Here is a 19,177-nt window from a genome sequence, read left to right as displayed (position 1 = left end):
CGGCGGGGTGGCGACCGGCGGGGTGGCGACCGGCGGGGTGGCGACCGGCGGGGTGGCGACCGGCGGGGTGGCGGCTGGCGGCGCGGTGACCGATGGGGTGGTGGCTGGCGGCGTTACGGCCGGTGGGGTGGTGACCGGGGCGCTGGCCGGGGGTGCGGTGGGCGGTGGTGTGGCTACCGGCGGGGTGACGGCGGGTGGGGTGATGGTTGGTGGCGTGGGCCTGGGGTTCGCCGGAGCAGGCGTGGGTGAGGTGGCCGGTGCCGGTGCCGGTGCCGGCGACGCGGTGGCGGCGGGTGGGGTGACCGGTGCCGAGGGCGGGGTGGTGGCCGGCGGGGTGGTGGCCGGCGGGGTGGTGACTGGCGGGGCGGACGGCTTGGCCGTCTGAGATGCCGGGGGTGCGGAGGGGGCGGTGTCGGCCGGTGGGGTTGCCGTCGGTGGGGTTGCCGCTGGGGGGGTTGCCGCCGGGGGCGGCGGTGTACTGACGGGCTTGGGGCCGGCGATGTCGGTCGGAGGCGCGCTGATGGTGGGTTTGGGCGCCGGTGGTGGCGTGGAGGGCGAAGCGACCGGGGCCTTGTTGACGTTGCCGTCAGGGGTGGCTGGTTTGGGTGCGTCGAAGACGCCGTTCCCGGGGCCGCCGGTGAACTTGCTCGAACGGTGCGTTGACGGGCTCGCACCTGGAGCGGCTGCGGGCGGTGGCGCTGCTACCGGTGGCGCTGCCGGTGGGCTCACCGGAGGGGCGACGGCGGGAGACGGCGTCGGGCCTGTCACGGGCGGAGCTGCGGGCGGGGCGCTGGTGGTGGGTGTACCCGTGGTCGGGGCGGGAGCCGGGGTGCTGGGCGCCGGCGTGTTGATGGTCGGTTTCGGCGCTGGCGGTGGTGTGGAGGGCGAGCTGACCGGGGCTTTGTTGATGTTGCCGTCGGTGGTGGGTGGTTTGGGCGTGTCGAAGACGCCGTTGCCGGGTCCGCCGGTGAACTTGCTCGAACGGTCGGTTCCGCCTGCTGCACCGGGAGCCGCACCGGGGGCCATCGGGGCACCGGCCATCGGGGGCACGGTCGGAGCGCTCACCGGGGGCGCAGCGCCCACGGTCGGCTTCGGGCCGGCCGATGGCGGGGCCGTTGCGCTGCTCGGAGCGCCGTTGCCGGGCGTGGTGGTGCTGGGGGCGTTCGCACCGGGTGCGGTGGTCGTGGGAGTGCCGGCTGTGGGAATGCTCGGGATGCCGGCGCCGCCGGGTGCGCTGATGGTCGGTTTCGGCGCAGGTGGTGGTGTGGAGGGCGAGTTGGCCGGGGCTTTGTTGATGTTGCCGTCGGTGGTGGAGGGCTTGGGTGCGTCGAAGATGCCCTTGCCGGGGCCGCCGGTGAACTTGCTCGAACGGTCGGTTCCGCCTGCCGCACCGGGAGCGGCACCGGGTGCCATTGGGGCACCGGCCATCGGGGGCGTTGTCACGCTGGGCGCACCGGACAGCGCGCCGCCGATGCTGCGGGCCGCCGTGCCGGCACCAGGCGAGGTCGTGCCGGTCACCGGGCCCGCACCCGGCGTCGGGCCGCCCTTGGCCACCGGCCCACCGGACGGCGTCGACCCGGGCGGGGTCACACCCGGCACGCCACCACCAGGCACGCCACCAACGGGAACGCCACCACCGCGCGGGCCGCCCTGCGAACCCGGAGAACCCGGCGATCCCGGAATGCCGGAGATCGGTGCCACGGTCGGTCCACCGGTGCTGCGCGGACCACCGGGCGGGGTGATGCCCGGCGCACCGGGCAGGTTCTTGACCTGGCCGACCGCCGGCCCACCCGACGTCTTGGACGGCCCACCCGTGTTCGGGCCGGACGCGCCCGGAACGTTCGTGATCGGTGCCACGGTCGGTCCACCAGTGCTGCGCGGACCACCTGACGGGGTCACGCCCGGCGCACCGGGCAGGTTGTTGATCGGCCCGACCGCCGGCCCACCCGGTCCCTTCGGTCCGCCGGTCGCGTTCGGCCCGGAAGCGCCCGGCACGTTCTTCACCGGCGTGACGGAAGGCCCACCTGGTCCCTTGAGCCCGCCGGTTCCGTTGGGCCCGGAAGCGCCGGGGAGGGTCTTCACCGGCCCGACCGCCGGCCCACCTGGTCCCTTGGGCCCGCCGGTCCCGTTGGGCCCGGAAGCACCCGGCACGTTCTTCACCGGCGTGACGGAAGGCCCACCCGGACCCTTCACCCCGCCGGTCCCGTGCGGCCCTGAAGCACCCGGCACGTTGGTCACCGGCTGCACCACCGGCCCACCGGGCCCCTTCACCCCGAGCGGCCCGTTGCCGGGTGAGCCGGGTGGCCTTTGGGCGTTCGAGTTCGGGTCGATCTTGGCGAACTGGTCCCGGCTGAACTGGTCGTTCTGCACGTGCGTCTGGAGCGTGGCCTTCAAACCCGACTGGACGTTGCCCATCGCGCTCGAAGCGTTGTTCGCCTGCTTCACCGAAGCGTCGTTCGAGCTGTTCAACGCGGGCACGGCGACGATGCCGATCGGCCCCAGCGCGTTGGGCCCGAGCTTCAGCCCCTGCAACCCGCCGGAGATCGCGGTCAACCGGTCCCGCAGGCTGCCTGCCCGCTTGTCCAGGTCGGACATGGTCGACTCGCTCATGCCGAACCCGGAGTTGCCCGTCGGCCCACCGGGCGACGGTGACGGCGGTGGCGGTGACGGCGGTGGCGACGAGGTGCCCGAGGATCCCGGGGTGTTCGAGTCGACGCCGCCGCCACCGCGTGCCATGGCTGGTTCTCCGTGGTTCTTCTAGACCTGGACGGAACTGGTGGATGTCTCGCTCGCAGCGGGCTGCGAGTACTGCGACTGGAACGACTCGTAGCTCGACTTCGCCGCTTCACCCGCGGACTTGGCCTCGTCGGCCGCCTGCTCGACGCTCGTGCCCGCCTGCTCGGCCTTGCGCGACGCCTCCTCGGCGGCCTTGATGTCGGCCTCGCTGCCCGAGGCGAACGCCTTGGCGTTGGCCTCGGCCGCCGCCGCGTTGGCCGCCGTGAAGTCCACGTTCGCCTGCTCGTACTTGGCGTTCGCCGCCTTCGCCGCGTCGTTCTTGGTCGACAGGTCGCCCTCGGCGGACGTGCGCGCCGGGTCGTCCGGCCCGGGGTTGTTGCGCTTGTACTCCTCGTACGCGGCCTTCGCGGCGTCGTCGGCGGGCTTCGCGTCGGTCAACGCCTCGTTGCTGGCCTTCGCCGCCTCGGCGACTTCACGGGCTTCCCGCGCCGCCTTCTCCGCCGCCTGGGCCGCCTCGCCGCGCGCCGCGTCCGCCTCGACCTTGGCCGCCTCGTACTTGGCCATCGCCGCGTCCCGACCCGCCTGGTCACCGCGTGCGGCGGCGGCGTTGGCCTCTTCGACGAACGCGTTGGCCTTGTCGTTGGCCTGGCTCGCCTTCGTGGCCGCCGCGTTCACGTCCTCGTTGGCCTTCTTGGCCTCCTCGGCGGCAGCGGTCTCCGCTTCCTTGGCCTTGCTGTACCGCTCGTTGGCCTCCTCGGCCTTCTTGTTGGCGTCGGTGACCTTGTCGTCCTGCACGTCCTTGGCCAACGCCTTGTCGATCTCGCGGTCGACGCCCTTCTGCGCCTTCCACGACTCGTAGCCGACCTCGGCCACGTCGGCGATGTTCTCGAACCGGTTCCAGCCCTTGCCGACGTTCTCGGTGATCTCGTCGAGGTTCTTGATCCGGCCCATCTGCCTGCCCAGCGCCGCGGTCAGCCGCGCGATCCGGGACGCGATGTTCACGCCGAGCGCCACGGCCTTGCCGACCGCGAAGCCGATGTAGGCCGCGATCGACGCGCCGAACGTGATGACCGCGGTGGCGGCGGCGATCAGCGCGCCCGCCAGCAGCGACCCGAGCAGCTGGGCGATCAGGTCGCGCACGATGTCGCGCAGCACGGACACCAGCACGCCGCAGATCGAGACGATCTTGGCCTTCTGCTCGACGGCGTTGGCCAGCGAGTCGAGCTCCTGGCCCATCGACTCCATGTTCTTCTGGAACGCCTCGGACGACGCGCCGGTCCACCCGTCGAACGTGGCCAGCTCGCGGCGGTGGTCCTCGGCCAGCACCCGGAGCTCGGCGGCCTGCTTCTTGGTCGCCTCGACGTTGGCCTCGATCTCGTCCGGGTCGCCCATGAGCTGGTCGAGCGGTTCCTTCAGGAACGACACGTGCTCGATCAGCCAGCCGATGCCCGCGCCGAGCAACGTGCCCAGCGGGTCGACCGCCAGCATGGCCGTGGACGACGCGGCGCCGATCGCGGCGAACGTGATGTCGAGGGCCTTCTCGGTCTCGGTCTCCGCGTCCTTGCCGATCGTGGTGATCATCTCGTCCCAGGCCGAGATGAACAGGGAGCCCTTGAACTTGTTCTTCTCGGTGATCTCCATGCCGGGTGGCGAGGAGATCGGGGTGTCGGGGGCGGTCATCGGTCAGCTCTCCTCGTCACCAGGGGTGGTTCTCGTCGTCCTCGTCGTCACCGGCGTGCGTCCTGCGCACCGGCCGCGACGGCATCTGCGTCTGGGGAACGGGCCGGGGCGCGGCGGGGACCGGCGCGGGCTCCGGTTCGACGTCGTCCGGTTCGACGTAGTCGTGCCCGTCGTCCTGCGGCTCGTCGTCGTCCGGGATGGCGTCGCTCACCATCTGCATGGCCTCGGTGCCCTCACCGAGCGGTTCGAACGCGGCCATCACCTTCTGCGCGGCCTGCTTCTGCGCGACCTTGGCCGTCTGCATGATCAGGGCGGTGAGGCGGGCGGAGCCGAGTTCGGTGGCGCGGTGGCCGAGCTGGATGTTCAGCAGGCCGCCGTTGGGGCCGACGGTGATCGTCACCGCGCCGTCCGGGCTGGCGGCCGTGGCCTGCGAGTTCTCGAAGTTCTCCTGGAGGTCCGCCGACTTCCGCTGGAGATCGGCCAGCTTGGCCTCGAAGTTGTCGAGCCACTGCTGGGGGTCCAAGGTCAACCTCCTGGGGTGGAAAGCGGTGCACCCTGGAGTCGACCGGAGGCCGCCAACGCCGCCCCAACGCCCCACCAACGGGTGAGCCTGCGGTGTACCGAACCCCTGTCCGCCCGCCGCCCGCTCCGGCCCGTCGCCGGCCGTGGACCAGCGATGATCGGCCACGGCGGCAGTCCGACGCCGTAGTCGGTGAATCACCCCGAGTGGCGGTGCGGGGTGTTCCCACCAACGATTAGGTCACGGCGGACCGGTGCGTGCGCGGGTCTCATTACTACGGGGTACGGTTCGCCACTCGGAAGCCCCGACGGCCACGCCGTCGGCATTTGTCTGCTCCTAGACGAGCAGGGAGGGAGACGAGCCGTGCGTCGTCGAATGCGTGGCCTCGCGGTGGCCGCGATCGCGCTGACCAGCGTTCTGTCGATGGCCGCCTGCGCCAAGGACACTGGTGGAACCCAGGGGTCCGGGTCGACCAACACCGCCGAGGGCTGCAAGCTGGCTGACAAGCCGCCGGCAGCCGCCGCGACCTCCAGCAAGGCCGCCTCGGACGAGAAGGTCGACGGCAGTGCCCTGAAGGTGGGCCTGGCCTACGACATCGGTGGTCGGGGCGACGCGTCGTTCAACGACTCCGCCGCGGCCGGCCTGGACAAGGCCAAGGCCGAGCTGGGCATCAAGCCGGAGAACGTCAAGGAGCTGACCGCCGCGCCGAACGAGCCGGAGGACGCCAAGCTCACCCGGCTCCGCCAGCTCGCGGGCGAGGGCTTCAGCCCGATCATCGGTGTCGGCTTCGCCTACGCCGAGTCGCTGGCCGTCGTCGCGCCGGAGTTCCCGAACGTCAAGTTCGCGATCGTGGACGGTGCGGTGGAGGGCGCGGCGAACGTGACGCCGCTGCTGTTCGCCGAGGAGCAGGGCTCCTTCCTGGCGGGCGTCATCGCCGCCTACCAGTCCAAGAAGTGCCACGTCGGCTTCGTCGGCGGTGTCGAGATCCCGCTGATCCAGAAGTTCGACGCGGGCTACGAGCAGGGCGCGAAGACCGCCGCTCCGGACATCAAGATCGAGAAGAAGTACCTGACCCCGGCGGGCGACTTCACCGGCTTCCAGGACCCGACCAAGGGCGGCGAGGCCGCGACCGGTCAGATCGAGGCCGGCGCCGACGTGCTCTACCACGCTGCCGGCGCGTCCGGCAAGGGCGTGTTCTCGGCCGCCAAGACGGCCGGCGTCAAGGCCATCGGCGTCGACTCCGACCAGTACAACCAGAAGACGGTCGAGGAGTCGAAGGACGTCATCGTCTCGTCCATGCTGAAGCGGGTCGACGTCGCGGTGTACGAGTTCGTCCGCGCGGTCGCCAAGAACGACGTGGCCAGCCTGCCCAAGGTGTTCGACCTGTCCGTCGACGGCGTCGGCTACGCCACCTCCGGCGGCAAGATCGACGAGAACCTGAAGGCCGTCCTCGAGGGCTACAAGGCCCAGATCATCGAGGGCAAGATCAAGGTCAAGTCCGCGCCGTAACCCCATCCGGCCTCCGGCGCACTGGGCCCTGCGAGCACCCTCGCGGGGCCCAGTGCGTGGTTAGCCCCGGCGCAGCCGGAGATCAGACGGAGCTTCCATGAGCAGTACAACCCCTGCCGTCGTCCTGTCGGGCATCACCAAGCGCTTCCCGGGTGTCGTCGCAAACAGCGACGTCCACCTCAGCGTGCAGGTCGGCGAAGTGCACGCGCTGTGCGGCGAGAACGGCGCCGGCAAGTCCACCCTGATGAAGATCCTGTACGGGATGCAGCAGCCCGACGAGGGCACCATCGAAGTGGCGGGCGAGCAGGTCCGGTTCCGCACCCCCGCCGACGCGATCAAGGCCGGCATCGGCATGGTGCACCAGCACTTCATGCTGGCCGACAACCTGACCGTGCAGGAGAACGTCGTGCTCGGCGCGGAGGCGCTGCACGGCATCGGCGGCAAGGCCCGCAAGCGCATCCAGGAGTTGGCGGCGGCCACCGGCCTGACCGTCGACCCCGGTGTCCTGGTCGAACGCCTCGGCGTGGCCGACCGGCAGCGGGTCGAGATCCTGAAGGTGCTGTACCGCGGCGCCAAGGTGATCATCCTGGACGAGCCGACCGCGGTGCTCGTGCCGCAGGAGGTCGACGAGCTGTTCACCACCCTGCGCGGCATGCAGCAGCAGGGCTTCACGTTCCTGTTCATCTCGCACAAGCTCGACGAGGTCCGTGCGATCGCCGACTCCGTCACGGTGATCCGCCGCGGCACCACGGTCGGCACCGCGGACCCGAAGGCGGTCAGCTCGCGCCAGTTGGCCGAGATGATGGTCGGCAGCGAGCTGCCCAGCCCGGAGACGCGCGAGTCCACCGTCACCGACCGCGTCGTGCTGCGGGTGGAGAACCTGGGCCTGGTCGCGGCCGAGGGCACCCGGCCGGTGCTGGACGACATCGACCTGGTGGTGCGCGCGGGCGAGATCCTCGGCATCGCCGGGGTCGAGGGCAACGGCCAGACCGAGCTGGTCGAGACGATCATGGGCATCCGCAAGGCCCACCACGGCCGCGTCGTGCTCAGCAGCAGCGCGCTCGGCGACCGCGACCTGACCAGGCTGGGCACGCTGGCGCGGCGCGAAGCCGGCATCGGCTACATCCCCGAGGACCGGCACCGCCAGGGCCTGCTGCTCACGCAGCCGCTCTGGGCGAACCGCATCCTCGGCTACCAGACCCGCCGCCCCGTGTCGAAGGGCCAGTGGCTGGACCTCGCGGGCGCGAAGCAGGACACGACGCGCATCGTCGAGGACTTCGACGTGCGGACGCCGAGCATCGACGTGGCCGCCGTGGCGCTGTCCGGCGGCAACCAGCAGAAGCTCGTGGTCGGCCGTGAGCTGTCCGGTGACCCGGTGCTGCTCATCGCGTCGCACCCGACCCGCGGCGTCGACGTCGGCGCGCAGGCGCTGATCTGGGACGAGATCAAGAACGCCCGCGCGCGCGGCCTGGCCGTGCTGCTGATCTCGGCGGACCTGGACGAGCTGATCGGCCTGTCCGACACGATCCGGGTGATGCTGCGCGGTCGCCTGGTCGCGGACGCCGACCCGGCCACGGTCACCCCGGAAGACCTCGGCAGTGCGATGACCGGCGCGGGCGCCACGGGCGCCGTTGCCGCAGAGCACGCCCCTGGCGCCGCGAAGGCGTCGGAATCGGAAGGCGAGTAATGGGAATGTTGCGCGGCAAGCTCCTGCCGCCCGTGCTGGCGATCCTGTTCTCCGCCCTGCTGTGCGGTATCGCGCTGGTGGTGTCCGGCGCGAACCCGCTGCGGGCGTTCGGGGTGATGCTGTCCCAGATCGGTCAGGGCACCACCGCCGTCGACATCGTCAACAGCACCGGCACGTACTACATCGCGGCGCTCGCGGTGGCGATCGGGTTCCAGATGAACCTGTTCAACATCGGTGTCGAGGGCCAGTACCGGGTCGCGGCGGTCGTCGCGGCCGTGGTCGGCGGCTCGATCGTGCTGCCGCCCGGCCTGCACGCCCTGGTGATCATCCTGACGGCCGCCGTCGCGGGCGCGCTGTGGGCCGCGGTGCCGGCGATCCTCAAGGTGACGCGCGGCGTCAACGAGGTCATCTCGACCATCATGATGAACGGGCTGGCGCTGGGCCTGGCGGCGTACCTGATCGGCTCGGACGTGTTCGGCGAGTTGCGCGGCAACAACATCCGCACGCCGGAGATCCCGCACAGCGGCTGGGTGCCCGGCATCTCGTTCGGCTCGTCCGGCACGGTGTTCGGCCTGGTGTTCCTGGCCGCGCTGCTCGGCATCGGCTACTGGGTGATGATGAACCGCACCCGGTTCGGCTTCGAGCTGCGGGCGTCCGGCGAGTCGTCGACGGCCGCCGCCGCCGGCGGTGTGAACGCCAAGAAGATGGTGCTGATCGCGATGCTGCTGTCCGGTGGTATCGCCGGGCTGGTCTCGATGCCCGAGATCCTGGGCCGCGACCACACGTACAACCTGAACTTCCCGGCCGGGATCGGCTTCTCCGGCATCGCTATCGCGTTGCTGGGGCGCAACCACCCGGGCGGAATCGCGTTCGCCGCGCTGCTGTGGGCGTTCCTGGACAAGTCGGGCCTGGCGTTGGACAACGTGCAGGTGCCCAGGGAGATCGTGACGATCATGCAGGGGGCGATCGTGCTGTCGGTCGTCGTCGCGTACGAGGTGGTCCGCCGGTTCGAACTGGCCGCTCAACAGCGGCAGGTCGGTCGGCAGCTCGGGACGGTGGATGCGGCATGAGCACTTCCTTGATGAACCCGTCAGAGGCACCTTCGACCGTGCCGCCGCCCCGGAAGGCGCGGCGCATCCCCGGTTGGGCGATCGGCGCGCTGGGCGTGGCGGGCGCGGTCGTGCTGCTGTCCACCACGTCGTACCTGACCGGTGTGCCGCAGCTGACCTCCACCGGCACCATCCAGACCGCCGTGCGGCTGGCGCTGCCGATCCTGCTCGCGGCCCTCGGCGGCCTCTGGGCGGAACGCGCGGGCGTGGTGAACATCGGCCTCGAAGGTATGATGATCATGGGCACGTGGGGCGCGGCGTGGGCCGGGTACCAGTGGGGTCCGTGGGCGGCGCTCGTGTCGGCGGCCGTGTTCGGCGCGCTGGGCGGGTTGCTGCACGCGATCGCGACCGTGACGTTCGGCGTGAACCACATCGTGTCCGGTGTGGCGATCAACCTGCTCGGGGCCGGTCTGACCAAGTACCTGTCCACGCTGATCTTCTTCCCGCTGTCGAGCAACCCCCGCGAGTCGCCGTCCGTGCCGAAGTTCGACACGTACTCGGCGTCCGGGCTGTCGGACTGGCTCGGGTCGCTGGAGGCGCAGCAACGGGTCGGGCTGTCGGACGTCGCCGGCATCCTGCGCGGCCTCGTCACCGGTGTGTCGCCGTTGACGATGCTGGCGATCGTGCTGGTGGTCGGCAGCTACCTGGTGCTGTGGCGCACCCGGTTCGGGCTGCGGCTGCGGTCGTGCGGCGAGAACCCGGTGGCCGCGGAGTCGCTGGGCGTCAACGTCTACCGGTACAAGTACGCCGCCGTGATCGCGTCCGGCGCGCTGGCCGGCATCGGCGGCGCGGCGCTCGTGCTCAACCCCGGCCAGCCCGGGTACCTCGAAGGCCAGACCAACGGCCGCGGGTTCATCGGCCTGGCCGCGATGATCTTCGGCAACTGGCGGCCCGGTGGCCTGCTCGGCGGCGCGGCCCTGTTCGGGTACGCGGACGGCTTGCAGCTGCGGTCCGGTGGCAAGACGTTCCTCGCGCTGGTCTACGGCGCGGTGCTGCTGCTGGTCGTGATCGTGATCTGGCAGCTGGTCCGCCGCCGCTGGTTCGCCGCCGCGTTCGGCATCCTGGCCGCCGGTCTCCTGTACGCCGTGTACTACTCGGTGGACGAGGTGCCGAGCGAGCTGACCACGTACGCGCCGCACCTGGTGACGTTGATCGTGCTGGCGGTCGCGTCCCAACGATTGCGCATGCCCGCCGCGGACGGGGTGGTGTACCGCCGTGGTTGACGTCGACTGGGACCTGCTGCGGGCCCGTGCCGTCGAGGCCGCCCAGTCCGCCTACTGCCCGTACTCGGGGTTGCGGGTGGGTGCGGCGGCGGTGTGCGACGACGGCCGGATCGTGGTCGGCTGCAACGTCGAGAACGCCGCCTACGGCGTCGGCCTGTGCGCCGAGTGCACGTTGGCGGGTCAGTTCTTCCTGACCGGCGGCGGCAGGCTGGTGGCCCTGGCGTGCCGCAGCGGCGCCGGTGACCTGCTGATGCCGTGCGGCCGGTGCCGCCAGGTGATCTACGAGCTCGGCGGCGGGTCGTGCCTGATCGACACGCCGTCCGGCGTGCTGCCGATGACCTCGGTGCTGCCCGACGCGTTCGGTCCGGAGGACCTGCCATGACGACCCACACCGCGGTGGACGTGATCCGGGCCAAGCGCGACGGCGCCCGGTTGACCGACTCCCAGATCGACTGGGTGGTGGACGCCTACACCCGCGGGGCGGTGGCCGACGAGCAGATGTCGGCGCTGGCCATGGCGATCTTCCTGAACGGGATGGACGCGGCCGAGACCGCCCGGTGGACCCACGCGATGGTGGACTCCGGCGAGAAGCTGTCCCTGGACGTCGGTCGTCCTACCGTGGACAAGCACTCGACCGGCGGCGTCGGCGACAAGATCACGCTGCCGTTGGCGCCCCTGGTCGCCGCTTGTGGTGCCGCCGTGCCGCAGCTGTCCGGGCGCGGCCTGGGCCACACCGGCGGAACGCTCGACAAGCTGGAGTCCATCCCCGGCTGGCGGGCCCAGTTGTCGGTGGACGAAGTGGTGTCGCAGCTCCAGGCGGTCGGCGCGGTCGTGTGCGCGGCGACTTCCGGTCTCGCTCCGGCGGACAAGAAGCTGTACGCGCTGCGCGACGTGACGGCGACCGTCGAAGCGATCCCGCTGATCGCGTCGTCGATCATGTCGAAGAAGATCGCCGAAGGCGCCGAGGCGCTGGTGCTGGACGTGAAGGTCGGGTCCGGGGCGTTCATGAAGTCCCTGGACCAGGCACGTGCGCTCGCGACGGCGCTGGTCTCCATCGGCGTGGACCACGGGCTGAAGATCAGCGCCCTGCTGACCGACATGTCCGTCCCGCTGGGGCGCGCGGTCGGCAACTCGGTGGAGGTGACCGAGTCCGTCGAGGTCCTGCGCGGCGGCGGTCCGGCGGACGTCGTCGAGCTGACGGTGGCCCTGGCGCGGGAGATGTTGTCCCGTGCGGGCATCTCGGCGGACCCGGCGGCGGTCCTCGCGTCCGGTGAGGCGTACGAGACGTGGGCCCGGATGATTCGGGCGCAGGGCGGCGACCCGGACGCCCCTCTTGCCGTCGGCAAGCACAAGCACGTGGTCACGGCCCCTTCGGACGGCTACCTGACCACCTTGGACGCGTACGCGGTGGGCGTGGCCGCTTGGCGCCTGGGCGCGGGCCGTGCCCGCAAGGAGGACCCGGTCCAGGCCGGCGCCGGCATCCTGTGCCTGGCCAAACCGGGTGACCGGGTGACCGAGGGCCAGCCACTGCTGGAGCTGTACACCGAAACCCCCGACGCCATCCCCGCCGCCCTCGAATCACTGGACGGCGGCTACGAGATCGGCGAAACCCCACCGACCCGCACCCCCTTGGTGATCGACACCATCAGGGGCTGAACCCCGCGCGACCGACACCGCGGAGCGGCTCGTCGCATGACGCGCTGTTGGTGGCCGTGGCAACGCAATGCGTTCGTATTCCACTTGGGTGGGTGTTCCGGAGCGTCAAAGACAGCGCGTGGTCGGCTGATCACATCGCACACCACGGCGTGAGTCTGGACGAGGCCAAGGAGGCGGTCCTCGAACGTCCCTGATGGCAGGCCGAAGGCAAGGGCGACACGATCCTGATGTACGGCCGCACCTATGCAGGTCGGTACCTGCTCGTAGTGGCTGTTGAAGACAACGGTGAAGCTTTCATCGTTACCGCGCGGGACATGACTTCCAGAGAGAAGAAGACCTTCCAGAGGAAGGCACGGTGATGACGATGGTGAAGCGGAACGAGGCCCTTCCTTGGCCGGTCCGAGACCTTGAGGCGCTGGCCGCCCACTACGACGCCCATGACACGTCGGCCGAGATGGAACATGGCGAATGGGCCGATCCGCGTCCGATGCAGACCACATCACTCCGGTTGCCCGGTGAGGTCGTCGACGCGCTGAAGGCGCTCGCCACATCACGAGGCATGCGTTACACGGCGTTGGTCCGGGAGATCATCGAGCACGCCGTCAACGGTGTGCGTCTCGCCGAAAGCGAGGAGCTCGCCCGAATCGACGAGCGATTGGCCCGCATCGAGGCTGCCGTCGTCGAGCGGTCCGAGGAGGCTGCCCGGCCACGTCCGGAGAGGCGAGAGCCGACATCCGGCTCGAAGGCGAAGTCTTCCGCACATCGGGGGAGGACGCGGCGGACGGTGGCTTCAGCGCAGGATGCGAAGGGGAGCGCGTCCACCGGCACTCGTCGGAGAGAGGCGCGAAAGGGCTGAGTTCGGACCCGATCGGCTCACGACATCGACAAGGCCCGGCCCGCACGATGCGGACCGGGCCTTGTCGGCGTCGGTGATCAGGCGCCTTCGGCAGCCAGGTCGTCGTCGTCCACGTTCCGGTTGTCGTTCGACTTCGGACCGTTCTTCCGGGTCCGCCGCTGCGGCCGGGGCAGGGCGGTGGGTGGCGGGGGCGGGGTGGGGGAGCCGCCGCCGAGGATCAGCTCGGCGAACGTCGCCATCGCCTCGTCCAGCTGCCCGCCGATGCGCTGCTCCGACTCCTGGTTGCTCTTGCGCACCAGCCCGGCCAGCGATTCCGTGTCCGGCCGCGTGGACAGGGTGCCCTCGACCTTGGCGATCCCCTGCTCCACCACACCGGACAGCTCGCCGAGCCGCGCCGCGAAGTCGTCCTCGACCGAGTCGAGGCGCGTGGTCATCGTGTCGAGGCGGGACGTGACCTGCTCCAAGCGCTGCGCCAGCGCCTCCAGCCGGTCCGTCGCGTCGACCTGGTCGCGGGTCTCGTCCAGCGCCGCGTGCAGCGCCTCGCGGGCCTCGTCCAGCTTGCCGTTCATCGTCGTGCGCGTGTCCGTCAACGACGCCGTGAGCGAGTCGCGCGTCTCGGTGAGCGCCGCCTGCAGCCCGTCCCGCGTGGTGTTGAGGCTTTCCCGCGTCTCGTCCAGCTTGCCGTGCAGGGTGCTGCCCGACTCCGTCACCGAGCGCTGCAACGCCTCGCGCGTGCCGTCCAGGTGCTCGTGGACGCCCTCGTCCACCTCGTCCAGACGCCCGCGCAGCGCGACTTCCAGCGCCTCGATCCGCTCGCGCAGCGGTCCGGTCACCGCCGCCGGCACCTGCTCGACCTTGCCGTCCTGCTTGTCCAGGTGCCCGTCGAGGTCGTCGAGGCGCTTGTGGATGTGGGAGAGCTTGTCCTCCAGCCCGTCCATCCGCCCGGCGACACCCTCGAACCGGCCCGCCACCCCGTCGAGCCGACCGTCGAGCTGCGCGAACGGCTTGGCCAGCTTGTCGACCAGGCCTTCGACGGCCCGCCCGATGCCCTGGACCGCGTTGTCCTGCGCCTCCAACCTCGCCAGCGCCTCGTCCAGGCGCTCGGCCAGCACGCTGACCTCGTTCCGGTCGGGCAGCTCGGACAGGCGCTTGCGAACGGAACCCAGCGATTCGAGCGGGGACATCCTCGCGTGGATCTCGTCCAGTGCGTCGAAGATCTGCTGCTGTTCGCTCTCACGAATCTCCGCGGCGCGCGTGAGCATGTTGCGCATCCGATCGAAGGACATCGTGGAGTTGTTGTTCTCGTTCACGGCTCGGGTGCCTTCGTCCAGGGGAGGGGAGACCTCCGGGAGCCTAGCCAGGTTGGGGTGGTGCGCAGTAGCGCCCCCCGTCAGGGGCCGCCCGTACCGGCCTTGCGCGTAGTCCGTTCGAGTGACAACGAGCGACACGACCTGGAGGTAACGGGTAGCAGGCTCGTGAGCGCATCGCGTGAGCATCCGCCGTGCGAGTGACTAAAGCCGTGGTAGCGGTAGCGGAAAGTTCTGCATCACGAGTGCACAACGGTGAGAGGGCGTCCAAGCGAGTGGTTCTGCACACATCGCGTGACACCGCGCCGATCATACCTTGACAAGATCATTCCGTCGCGGAACGGCACGCCGTGCCACCGGTATACGGTGACGACCATGTCGACCCCGCTTACCCAGGAGGCCCTCCGCAGCGCACCCAAGGTGCTGCTGCACGACCACCTCGACGGTGGCCTCCGCCCCCAGACGGTGATCGAACTCGCCGAAGCCTGTGGCCACCAGGGCCTTCCCACCACCGACCCGGTGGCGCTGGGCGCCTGGTTCCGAGACAACGCCAACTCCGGCTCGCTGGTCCGCTACCTCGAGGGCTTCGCCCACACCTGCGGCGTCATGCAGGACGAGGCCGCGCTGGTCCGCGTCGCCTCCGAAGCCGTGCAGGACCTCGCCGACGACGGCGTCGTGTACGCCGAGATCCGCTACGCCCCGGAGCTGTTCACCGAGAAGGGCCTGAGCCTGGACCAGGCCGTCGAGGCCGTGCAGGAGGGCTTCCGCCTGGGCGAGGCCGCGTCCGGCGGTCGGATCAAGGTCGGCACGCTGCTCTGCGCGATGCGCCAGAACGACGGCTGGCAGCGCATCGCCGACCTGGTGGTCCGCTACCGGGACGCGGGCGTGGTCGGCTTCGACATCGCGGGCCCCGAGATCGGGTTCCCGCCCAGCAAGGAGCTGTCCGCGTTCGAGTACCTGCGGCAGCAGAACGCGCACTTCACCATCCACGCCGCCGAGGCGTCGGGCGCCGAGTCGGCCTGGGAGGCCGTGCAGCTCGCGGGCGCGGAGCGGCTGGGCCACGGCGTGCGGCTGGCCGAGGACATCAAGGGCGACGAGGTCGGCCACCTCGCGGCCTACGTGCGGGACCGGCGCATCGCGCTGGAGATGTGCCCGACGTCGAACGTGCACACCGGCGCGGTGGCGTCACTGGCCGAGCACCCGCTGCGGCGGATGGCCGACCTGGGCTTCCGGGTCACCGTGAACACCGACAACCGGCTGATGAGCCAGGTGTCGATGACGAGCGAGTTCGCCACCGTGGTCGAGCACTTCGGCTTCGGCTGGGACGACCTGCGCAAGGTCACCGTCAACGCCGCGAAGGCCGCGTTCATCACGCACGACGAGCGCCGCGCCCTGATCCAGGACGTCATCGAGCCCGCGTACGCCGCTCTCCAGCAGTAGCACCACAGCGCGGCACCACCACAAAGCAGAGGTCGCGGGCTCCTAGGAGACCCGCGACCTCTGCGCTTCAACGCTTGCCGGTGCTAGTGCACCTTGAGCCGGTCCTCGAACGACGCCACGAGGTTGCGCCACGCCACCTGCTCGTCGTCGAACGGCGCGCTGGGCGCCAACCGGGTGGGGTCGGGCTTGAGCACGTACGACACGAGCCACCCCAGCCGCTCGGACTGGTTCAGCGCCACCTTCACGGTGTCGTCGTTCGCCCACTCACCCGCGTCCTCCAGCAGCTCCACCACGAGGTCGAGCTGCGTCGGGTCGATGCCGTCCGGGCCGTCGGCGATGTCCTCGTCCAGGCCGGTGAGCACGTAGACGTTGTCCGGGTCGACCTCGACCTCCAGGTCGCCGCCGGTCGCCTTGGTCACCAGCTCGCCCCAGGTCGACACCTCGGCCAGGTCGTTGTCGTCGGCCTCGACGATGAACCGGGCCAACGCGCGCGGCGAGCCGAACACGTCGATCTTGCCCTTGCGACCGAGGAACACCGGCTGGTCGTCCATGTAGCAGCGCAGCGTGTAGTACTCGCCCGCGCCACTGATGATCTTGATCGGGTCGATGCCGACCTCGGCCCAGAACCCGACCGGCTCGCCGTCCTCGTCGTCCTCCTCGGAGTCGGACTTGGACTTGGCGACGGCCGCCGCGGCGTTGGCCTCCTCGAAGGCGGCCAACTCCTCCTGGGCGGCCTTCAGCTCGGTCCCGTCGACGTCCGGCGTGTTCACGACCTCGTCGATCGCGTCGAGGACCTCGTCCCACTTCTCGGAGACGACCTCGGCGATCTCGGTCCACAGCGCCTGACCCTCGCGGCCGGTGAACGGCAGCGTGCCCTGCGGCAGCAGCGAGAAGCCCTCCGCCGAGTCCAGGATCTCGTGCACCTTCTCCAGGTCGCACACGTCGGCCAGCGAACGCACGATCGAGACCACGTCGGCCAGCTCGCCGATGACCCAGGTGTCGGGCTCCTCGGCGACCAGCTCCGGCACGCCGACCAGGTCGAACTGGTGGTTGTCGTCCGGCGACAGCTCGCCGACCGACAGCGCCGGCACCACGTGCCACGCCGGGTGGTCGGTCAGGTCGTGCTCTTCGGCCTTGCGCACGAACGCCGCCAGGTGCGCGGCATCCGGAAAGGCGTACAGGTCCTCCTCGTGGCCGAGGAATGCCTCCCACTCCTCGCCCTCTTCCCGCCAGCGCGGAGCCCAAAGGGTGACCACATCACCCTGAGTGAGCCCCAGCTCGATCGGGACGATGTCCTGTGCCATCCGACCTCCCGGTCACGCCATGCCCCTTTGCGATGCGGTGGCAAGAGTACGGGGTCGATCACGCACTACTGCCGTTGACCACGGAAAGGGTCGGCGAAGTAGTCGTCGTCGTCCGTTTCAACGGGCTCCGGGCGGGCCGCGGGCCGGCCCTGCCGCTGCCCGGCCCACGGCGGCGCGGGTGGTCCGGCGGCGCGCGGAGGTGCTGCCGGCCGGGCCTGTTCACCCCGTCCGGCCTGGTGCGCGCCGGTGGTCGTCGGCACGGGAACCGCAGGCACGGGAGCCGTGGGAACGGGCGCGGCCTTCAGGGGTGGCGGGCCGGCGAAGGCCTCCACCGCCATGGCCATGCCGTCGCCCAACGACTTGGCCAGCTCGTTGTAGCCGGTCTGCACGGCCGCGTCGGTCGCCAGCCGGGCCGTCTCCACGACCAGTCTGCCGACCGCGTCCGGTCCCTGCGCCAACGCGTTCGGGTGCAGGTCGAGCGCCTTCAGCTCACCCGTCGCGGTCGCCGTGGCGCGGACCAGGCCGGTCGGGTGCTCGGCCGAGCCGGTCGTCCGGGCCAGCAGCTCGGTCAGCCCTTCGGCCGCCGAGAGTCGTTGCTCCTGCGTCACCGCGAACCCCTCAGGTACGAGCCGCCGAAATCGTCGTCGTCCGGACCTCGTTCGAAGCCGATCTCGGTCAACGCCCGCACGGTCGCCGGATCGGCCACCCGTTCCACCGTCCGGTGCAGCCGCGTGGCGGCGTCACGGGACGCCCGCGCCGACACGCGCAGGATCTCGTCCGCCAACGCCCGCGGCCCCATGGTCAACGCCCCGGGCGCGATCCGCACCTCCTGCGGCGGGCCGCCGGGCGCCGCCACGACCGTGACCGCGCCGTCCGGCGACGACGCGCGGCCGAGCACCGGCCCGGTGCGCGCCGCGTGCTCGGCGACCTGCCGCCCGGTGTTCGCGACCCGTCGGGCCGCCCGCTCCGTCTCGTCCACGTCCTCAGCCCGTCGGTCGGTAGAAGCCCATGAAGCCCATGCCGCTGTTGCTCGTGCGGATCGCGCCCACCTGCACCGGGTCGCCCGCCTCCACCATCTGCCCGTTGCCGATCACCATCGCCACGTGCCCGTCCCACACCACCAGGTCGCCGGGCAGCAGCTGGTCCGGCGGCACGGACGCGCCCATCGCCTGCGACGACGCCGGCCGGGGGATGTCGAAGCCGGCACCCGCGTACGCCCACTGGGTCAAGCCGCTGCAGTCCGTGCCCTGCGGCGGGTTCGCGCCACCCCACACGTACGGGGTTCCCAAGGCGGACAACGCATTGCGCACGGCGCGTGCGGCCGTCTCGTTGGGCGCTTCGGCGGAGCTGCCGTCCGGCAGGTTCACGCCGACGCCGGTGCCGGGCTGCGGTGGGATGGCCACCGGCAAGCGCGGCCCGGTAGCACCGCCACCCCCGCCTCCACCCCCGCCACTACCTCCGCCACCGCCACCGCCACCGCCACCGCCGCTGTCACTACCGCCACCGCCGCCGGTCGAAGTGGACTGGCGCCCGCCGCCGTCACCGCTCGCCGACGACGCGGACGTGGTGCCGCCGCTCTCCGCGCCGATCGGATCGCCGAGCCCGGCGAAGTCCGGCTGCGCCAAGCCCTGCAACTGCGCGACCACGCCGGTCAGCTCGGTCCGGACCCGTTCCAGCTCCTGCGCGGTCCTGCCCTCGTAGTCGCGGGCCTTCGCGGTCACCTCGGCGGCCACCGCGAGCACCGCGCCGATCCCGCCGAACACGCCCGCCGCCACGGCCGCCGCCAACCGGGGCCACGCCCAGCCGGTGAACTCGTCGATCAGGCCCTGGATCGCGGTCTTGCCGGACGTCACCGCGTTCACGGCCGTGGTCGCGGCCTGCTGGGTGGTCGTCGCGTTGCGCGCCAACGTGCCGACGCCGCCGGAGAAGGTCGACACCCGCGCCTGGAACGCGTTCGCCTTCTCGCCGTACCAGTCGGCGAGCGCGGCGTTCGCCGCGCCGGTGTGCCTGCCGTCGATCTCGGTCAACGCCGAGGACGCCCGCCCGAACGCGTCCGCCGCGCTCGTCGCGCCGCCGGTGTCGCCGTCGAGCTTGGCCAGGTGGTCCTTCATGGGCTGGACCAGGGCCGCCAGGAAGCCTCCGACGTCCAC

Annotated in this window: 18 protein-coding genes; 11 read left to right on the top strand and 7 right to left on the bottom strand. The window is 71.1% G+C overall.

All coding sequences use genetic code 11. The features are described 5' to 3' along the window. From OQ02_RS45035 to OQ02_RS25460, 3 genes are all read left to right on the top strand, one after another. The coding region (locus tag OQ02_RS45035) for a hypothetical protein (RefSeq protein WP_197043487.1) at positions 1-385 on the top strand (385 nt) is incomplete at its 5' end. Between the two features lie 274 nt (positions 386-659). Continuing rightward, entirely contained in the window at positions 660-851 is a 192-nt protein-coding gene (locus tag OQ02_RS45030) for a hypothetical protein (RefSeq protein ID WP_033441080.1), read from the top strand. Then, the gene (locus tag OQ02_RS25460; protein ID WP_156077309.1) at positions 809-2,761 is read left to right on the top strand and encodes a hypothetical protein; all 1,953 of its coding nucleotides are present in this window, start codon (positions 809-811) and stop codon (positions 2,759-2,761) included. Before OQ02_RS45030 ends, OQ02_RS25460 begins: the two co-directional genes overlap by 43 nt. Here OQ02_RS25460 and OQ02_RS25455 read toward each other — a convergent pair. Beyond that, on the bottom strand, positions 2,758-4,416 hold the full coding sequence (locus OQ02_RS25455; protein WP_033441078.1) for a WXG100 family type VII secretion target: 1,659 nt from the start codon (positions 4,414-4,416) through the stop codon (positions 2,758-2,760). The genes OQ02_RS25460 and OQ02_RS25455 overlap by 4 nt on opposite strands. A gap of 16 nt (positions 4,417-4,432) precedes the next feature. Further along, the gene (locus OQ02_RS25450) at positions 4,433-4,939 is read right to left on the bottom strand and encodes a YbaB/EbfC family nucleoid-associated protein (RefSeq protein WP_033441077.1); all 507 of its coding nucleotides are present in this window, start codon (positions 4,937-4,939) and stop codon (positions 4,433-4,435) included. A gap of 372 nt (positions 4,940-5,311) precedes the next feature. On the opposite strand from OQ02_RS25450, the gene OQ02_RS25445 reads away from it, so the two are divergent. The 7 genes from OQ02_RS25445 to OQ02_RS25415 all read left to right on the top strand — a co-directional run bounded on the left by OQ02_RS25445 (position 5,312) and on the right by OQ02_RS25415 (position 12,976). Next, positions 5,312-6,445, top strand: coding sequence for a BMP family lipoprotein (locus OQ02_RS25445; RefSeq protein ID WP_033441076.1), 1,134 nt, complete (start codon positions 5,312-5,314; stop codon positions 6,443-6,445). 97 nt (positions 6,446-6,542) lie between these two features. Continuing rightward, positions 6,543-8,132, top strand: a complete 1,590-nt coding sequence (locus OQ02_RS25440; protein ID WP_051772795.1) for an ABC transporter ATP-binding protein — start codon at positions 6,543-6,545, stop codon at positions 8,130-8,132. After that, positions 8,132-9,202 carry an ABC transporter permease gene (locus tag OQ02_RS25435; protein ID WP_033441075.1) on the top strand — a complete coding sequence of 357 codons (1,071 nt, stop codon included), beginning with the start codon at positions 8,132-8,134 and terminating at the stop codon, positions 9,200-9,202. The genes OQ02_RS25440 and OQ02_RS25435 overlap by 1 nt, the downstream gene beginning before the upstream one ends. Beyond that, a complete protein-coding gene (locus tag OQ02_RS25430) occupies positions 9,199-10,464 on the top strand; it encodes an ABC transporter permease (protein ID WP_081915940.1) in 1,266 nt (421 codons plus the stop codon). The genes OQ02_RS25435 and OQ02_RS25430 overlap by 4 nt, the downstream gene beginning before the upstream one ends. Beyond that, positions 10,457-10,846: a cytidine deaminase gene (locus OQ02_RS25425; RefSeq protein WP_033441073.1), complete on the top strand. Its 390-nt coding sequence runs from the start codon at positions 10,457-10,459 to the stop codon at positions 10,844-10,846. Before OQ02_RS25430 ends, OQ02_RS25425 begins: the two co-directional genes overlap by 8 nt. Beyond that, positions 10,843-12,120 (top strand): thymidine phosphorylase, encoded by a 1,278-nt coding sequence (locus OQ02_RS25420; RefSeq protein ID WP_033441072.1) that lies wholly within the window; start codon positions 10,843-10,845, stop codon positions 12,118-12,120. Before OQ02_RS25425 ends, OQ02_RS25420 begins: the two co-directional genes overlap by 4 nt. Positions 12,121-12,475: 355 nt before the next feature. Continuing rightward, entirely contained in the window at positions 12,476-12,976 is a 501-nt protein-coding gene (locus OQ02_RS25415) for a hypothetical protein (protein WP_033441071.1), read from the top strand. Between the two features lie 77 nt (positions 12,977-13,053). Here OQ02_RS25415 and OQ02_RS25410 read toward each other — a convergent pair whose 3' ends face one another. Then, a complete protein-coding gene (locus OQ02_RS25410) occupies positions 13,054-14,262 on the bottom strand; it encodes an apolipoprotein A1/A4/E domain-containing protein (protein ID WP_033441114.1) in 1,209 nt (402 codons plus the stop codon). A gap of 396 nt (positions 14,263-14,658) precedes the next feature. Here OQ02_RS25410 and OQ02_RS25405 point away from each other — a divergent pair, with 396 nt between their 5' ends. Continuing rightward, the gene (locus tag OQ02_RS25405; protein ID WP_033441113.1) at positions 14,659-15,723 is read left to right on the top strand and encodes an adenosine deaminase; all 1,065 of its coding nucleotides are present in this window, start codon (positions 14,659-14,661) and stop codon (positions 15,721-15,723) included. Between the two features lie 83 nt (positions 15,724-15,806). Here the strand turns inward: OQ02_RS25405 and OQ02_RS25400 are convergent, their stop codons facing one another. The 4 genes from OQ02_RS25400 to OQ02_RS25385 form a co-directional block, all read right to left on the bottom strand. After that, entirely contained in the window at positions 15,807-17,027 is a 1,221-nt protein-coding gene (locus OQ02_RS25400; protein WP_033441070.1) for a hypothetical protein, read from the bottom strand. A 65-nt stretch (positions 17,028-17,092) separates the two neighbouring features. Further along, complete coding sequence (locus OQ02_RS25395) at positions 17,093-17,635, bottom strand: YbaB/EbfC family nucleoid-associated protein (RefSeq protein WP_033441069.1); 543 nt, start codon at positions 17,633-17,635, stop codon at positions 17,093-17,095. Beyond that, complete coding sequence (locus OQ02_RS25390) at positions 17,632-18,006, bottom strand: hypothetical protein (RefSeq protein WP_033441068.1); 375 nt, start codon at positions 18,004-18,006, stop codon at positions 17,632-17,634. Before OQ02_RS25390 ends, OQ02_RS25395 begins: the two co-directional genes overlap by 4 nt. A 4-nt stretch (positions 18,007-18,010) precedes the next feature. Then, on the bottom strand, positions 18,011-19,177 hold the full coding sequence (locus OQ02_RS25385) for a C40 family peptidase (RefSeq protein WP_033441067.1): 1,167 nt from the start codon (positions 19,175-19,177) through the stop codon (positions 18,011-18,013).

This window comes from Saccharothrix sp. NRRL B-16314 (genome assembly GCF_000716595.1).
Lineage (GTDB): Bacteria > Actinomycetota > Actinomycetes > Mycobacteriales > Pseudonocardiaceae > Actinosynnema.
The sequence above is the reverse complement of the archived record's forward strand: the minus strand, read 5'-3'. Positions and strand labels throughout refer to the sequence as shown.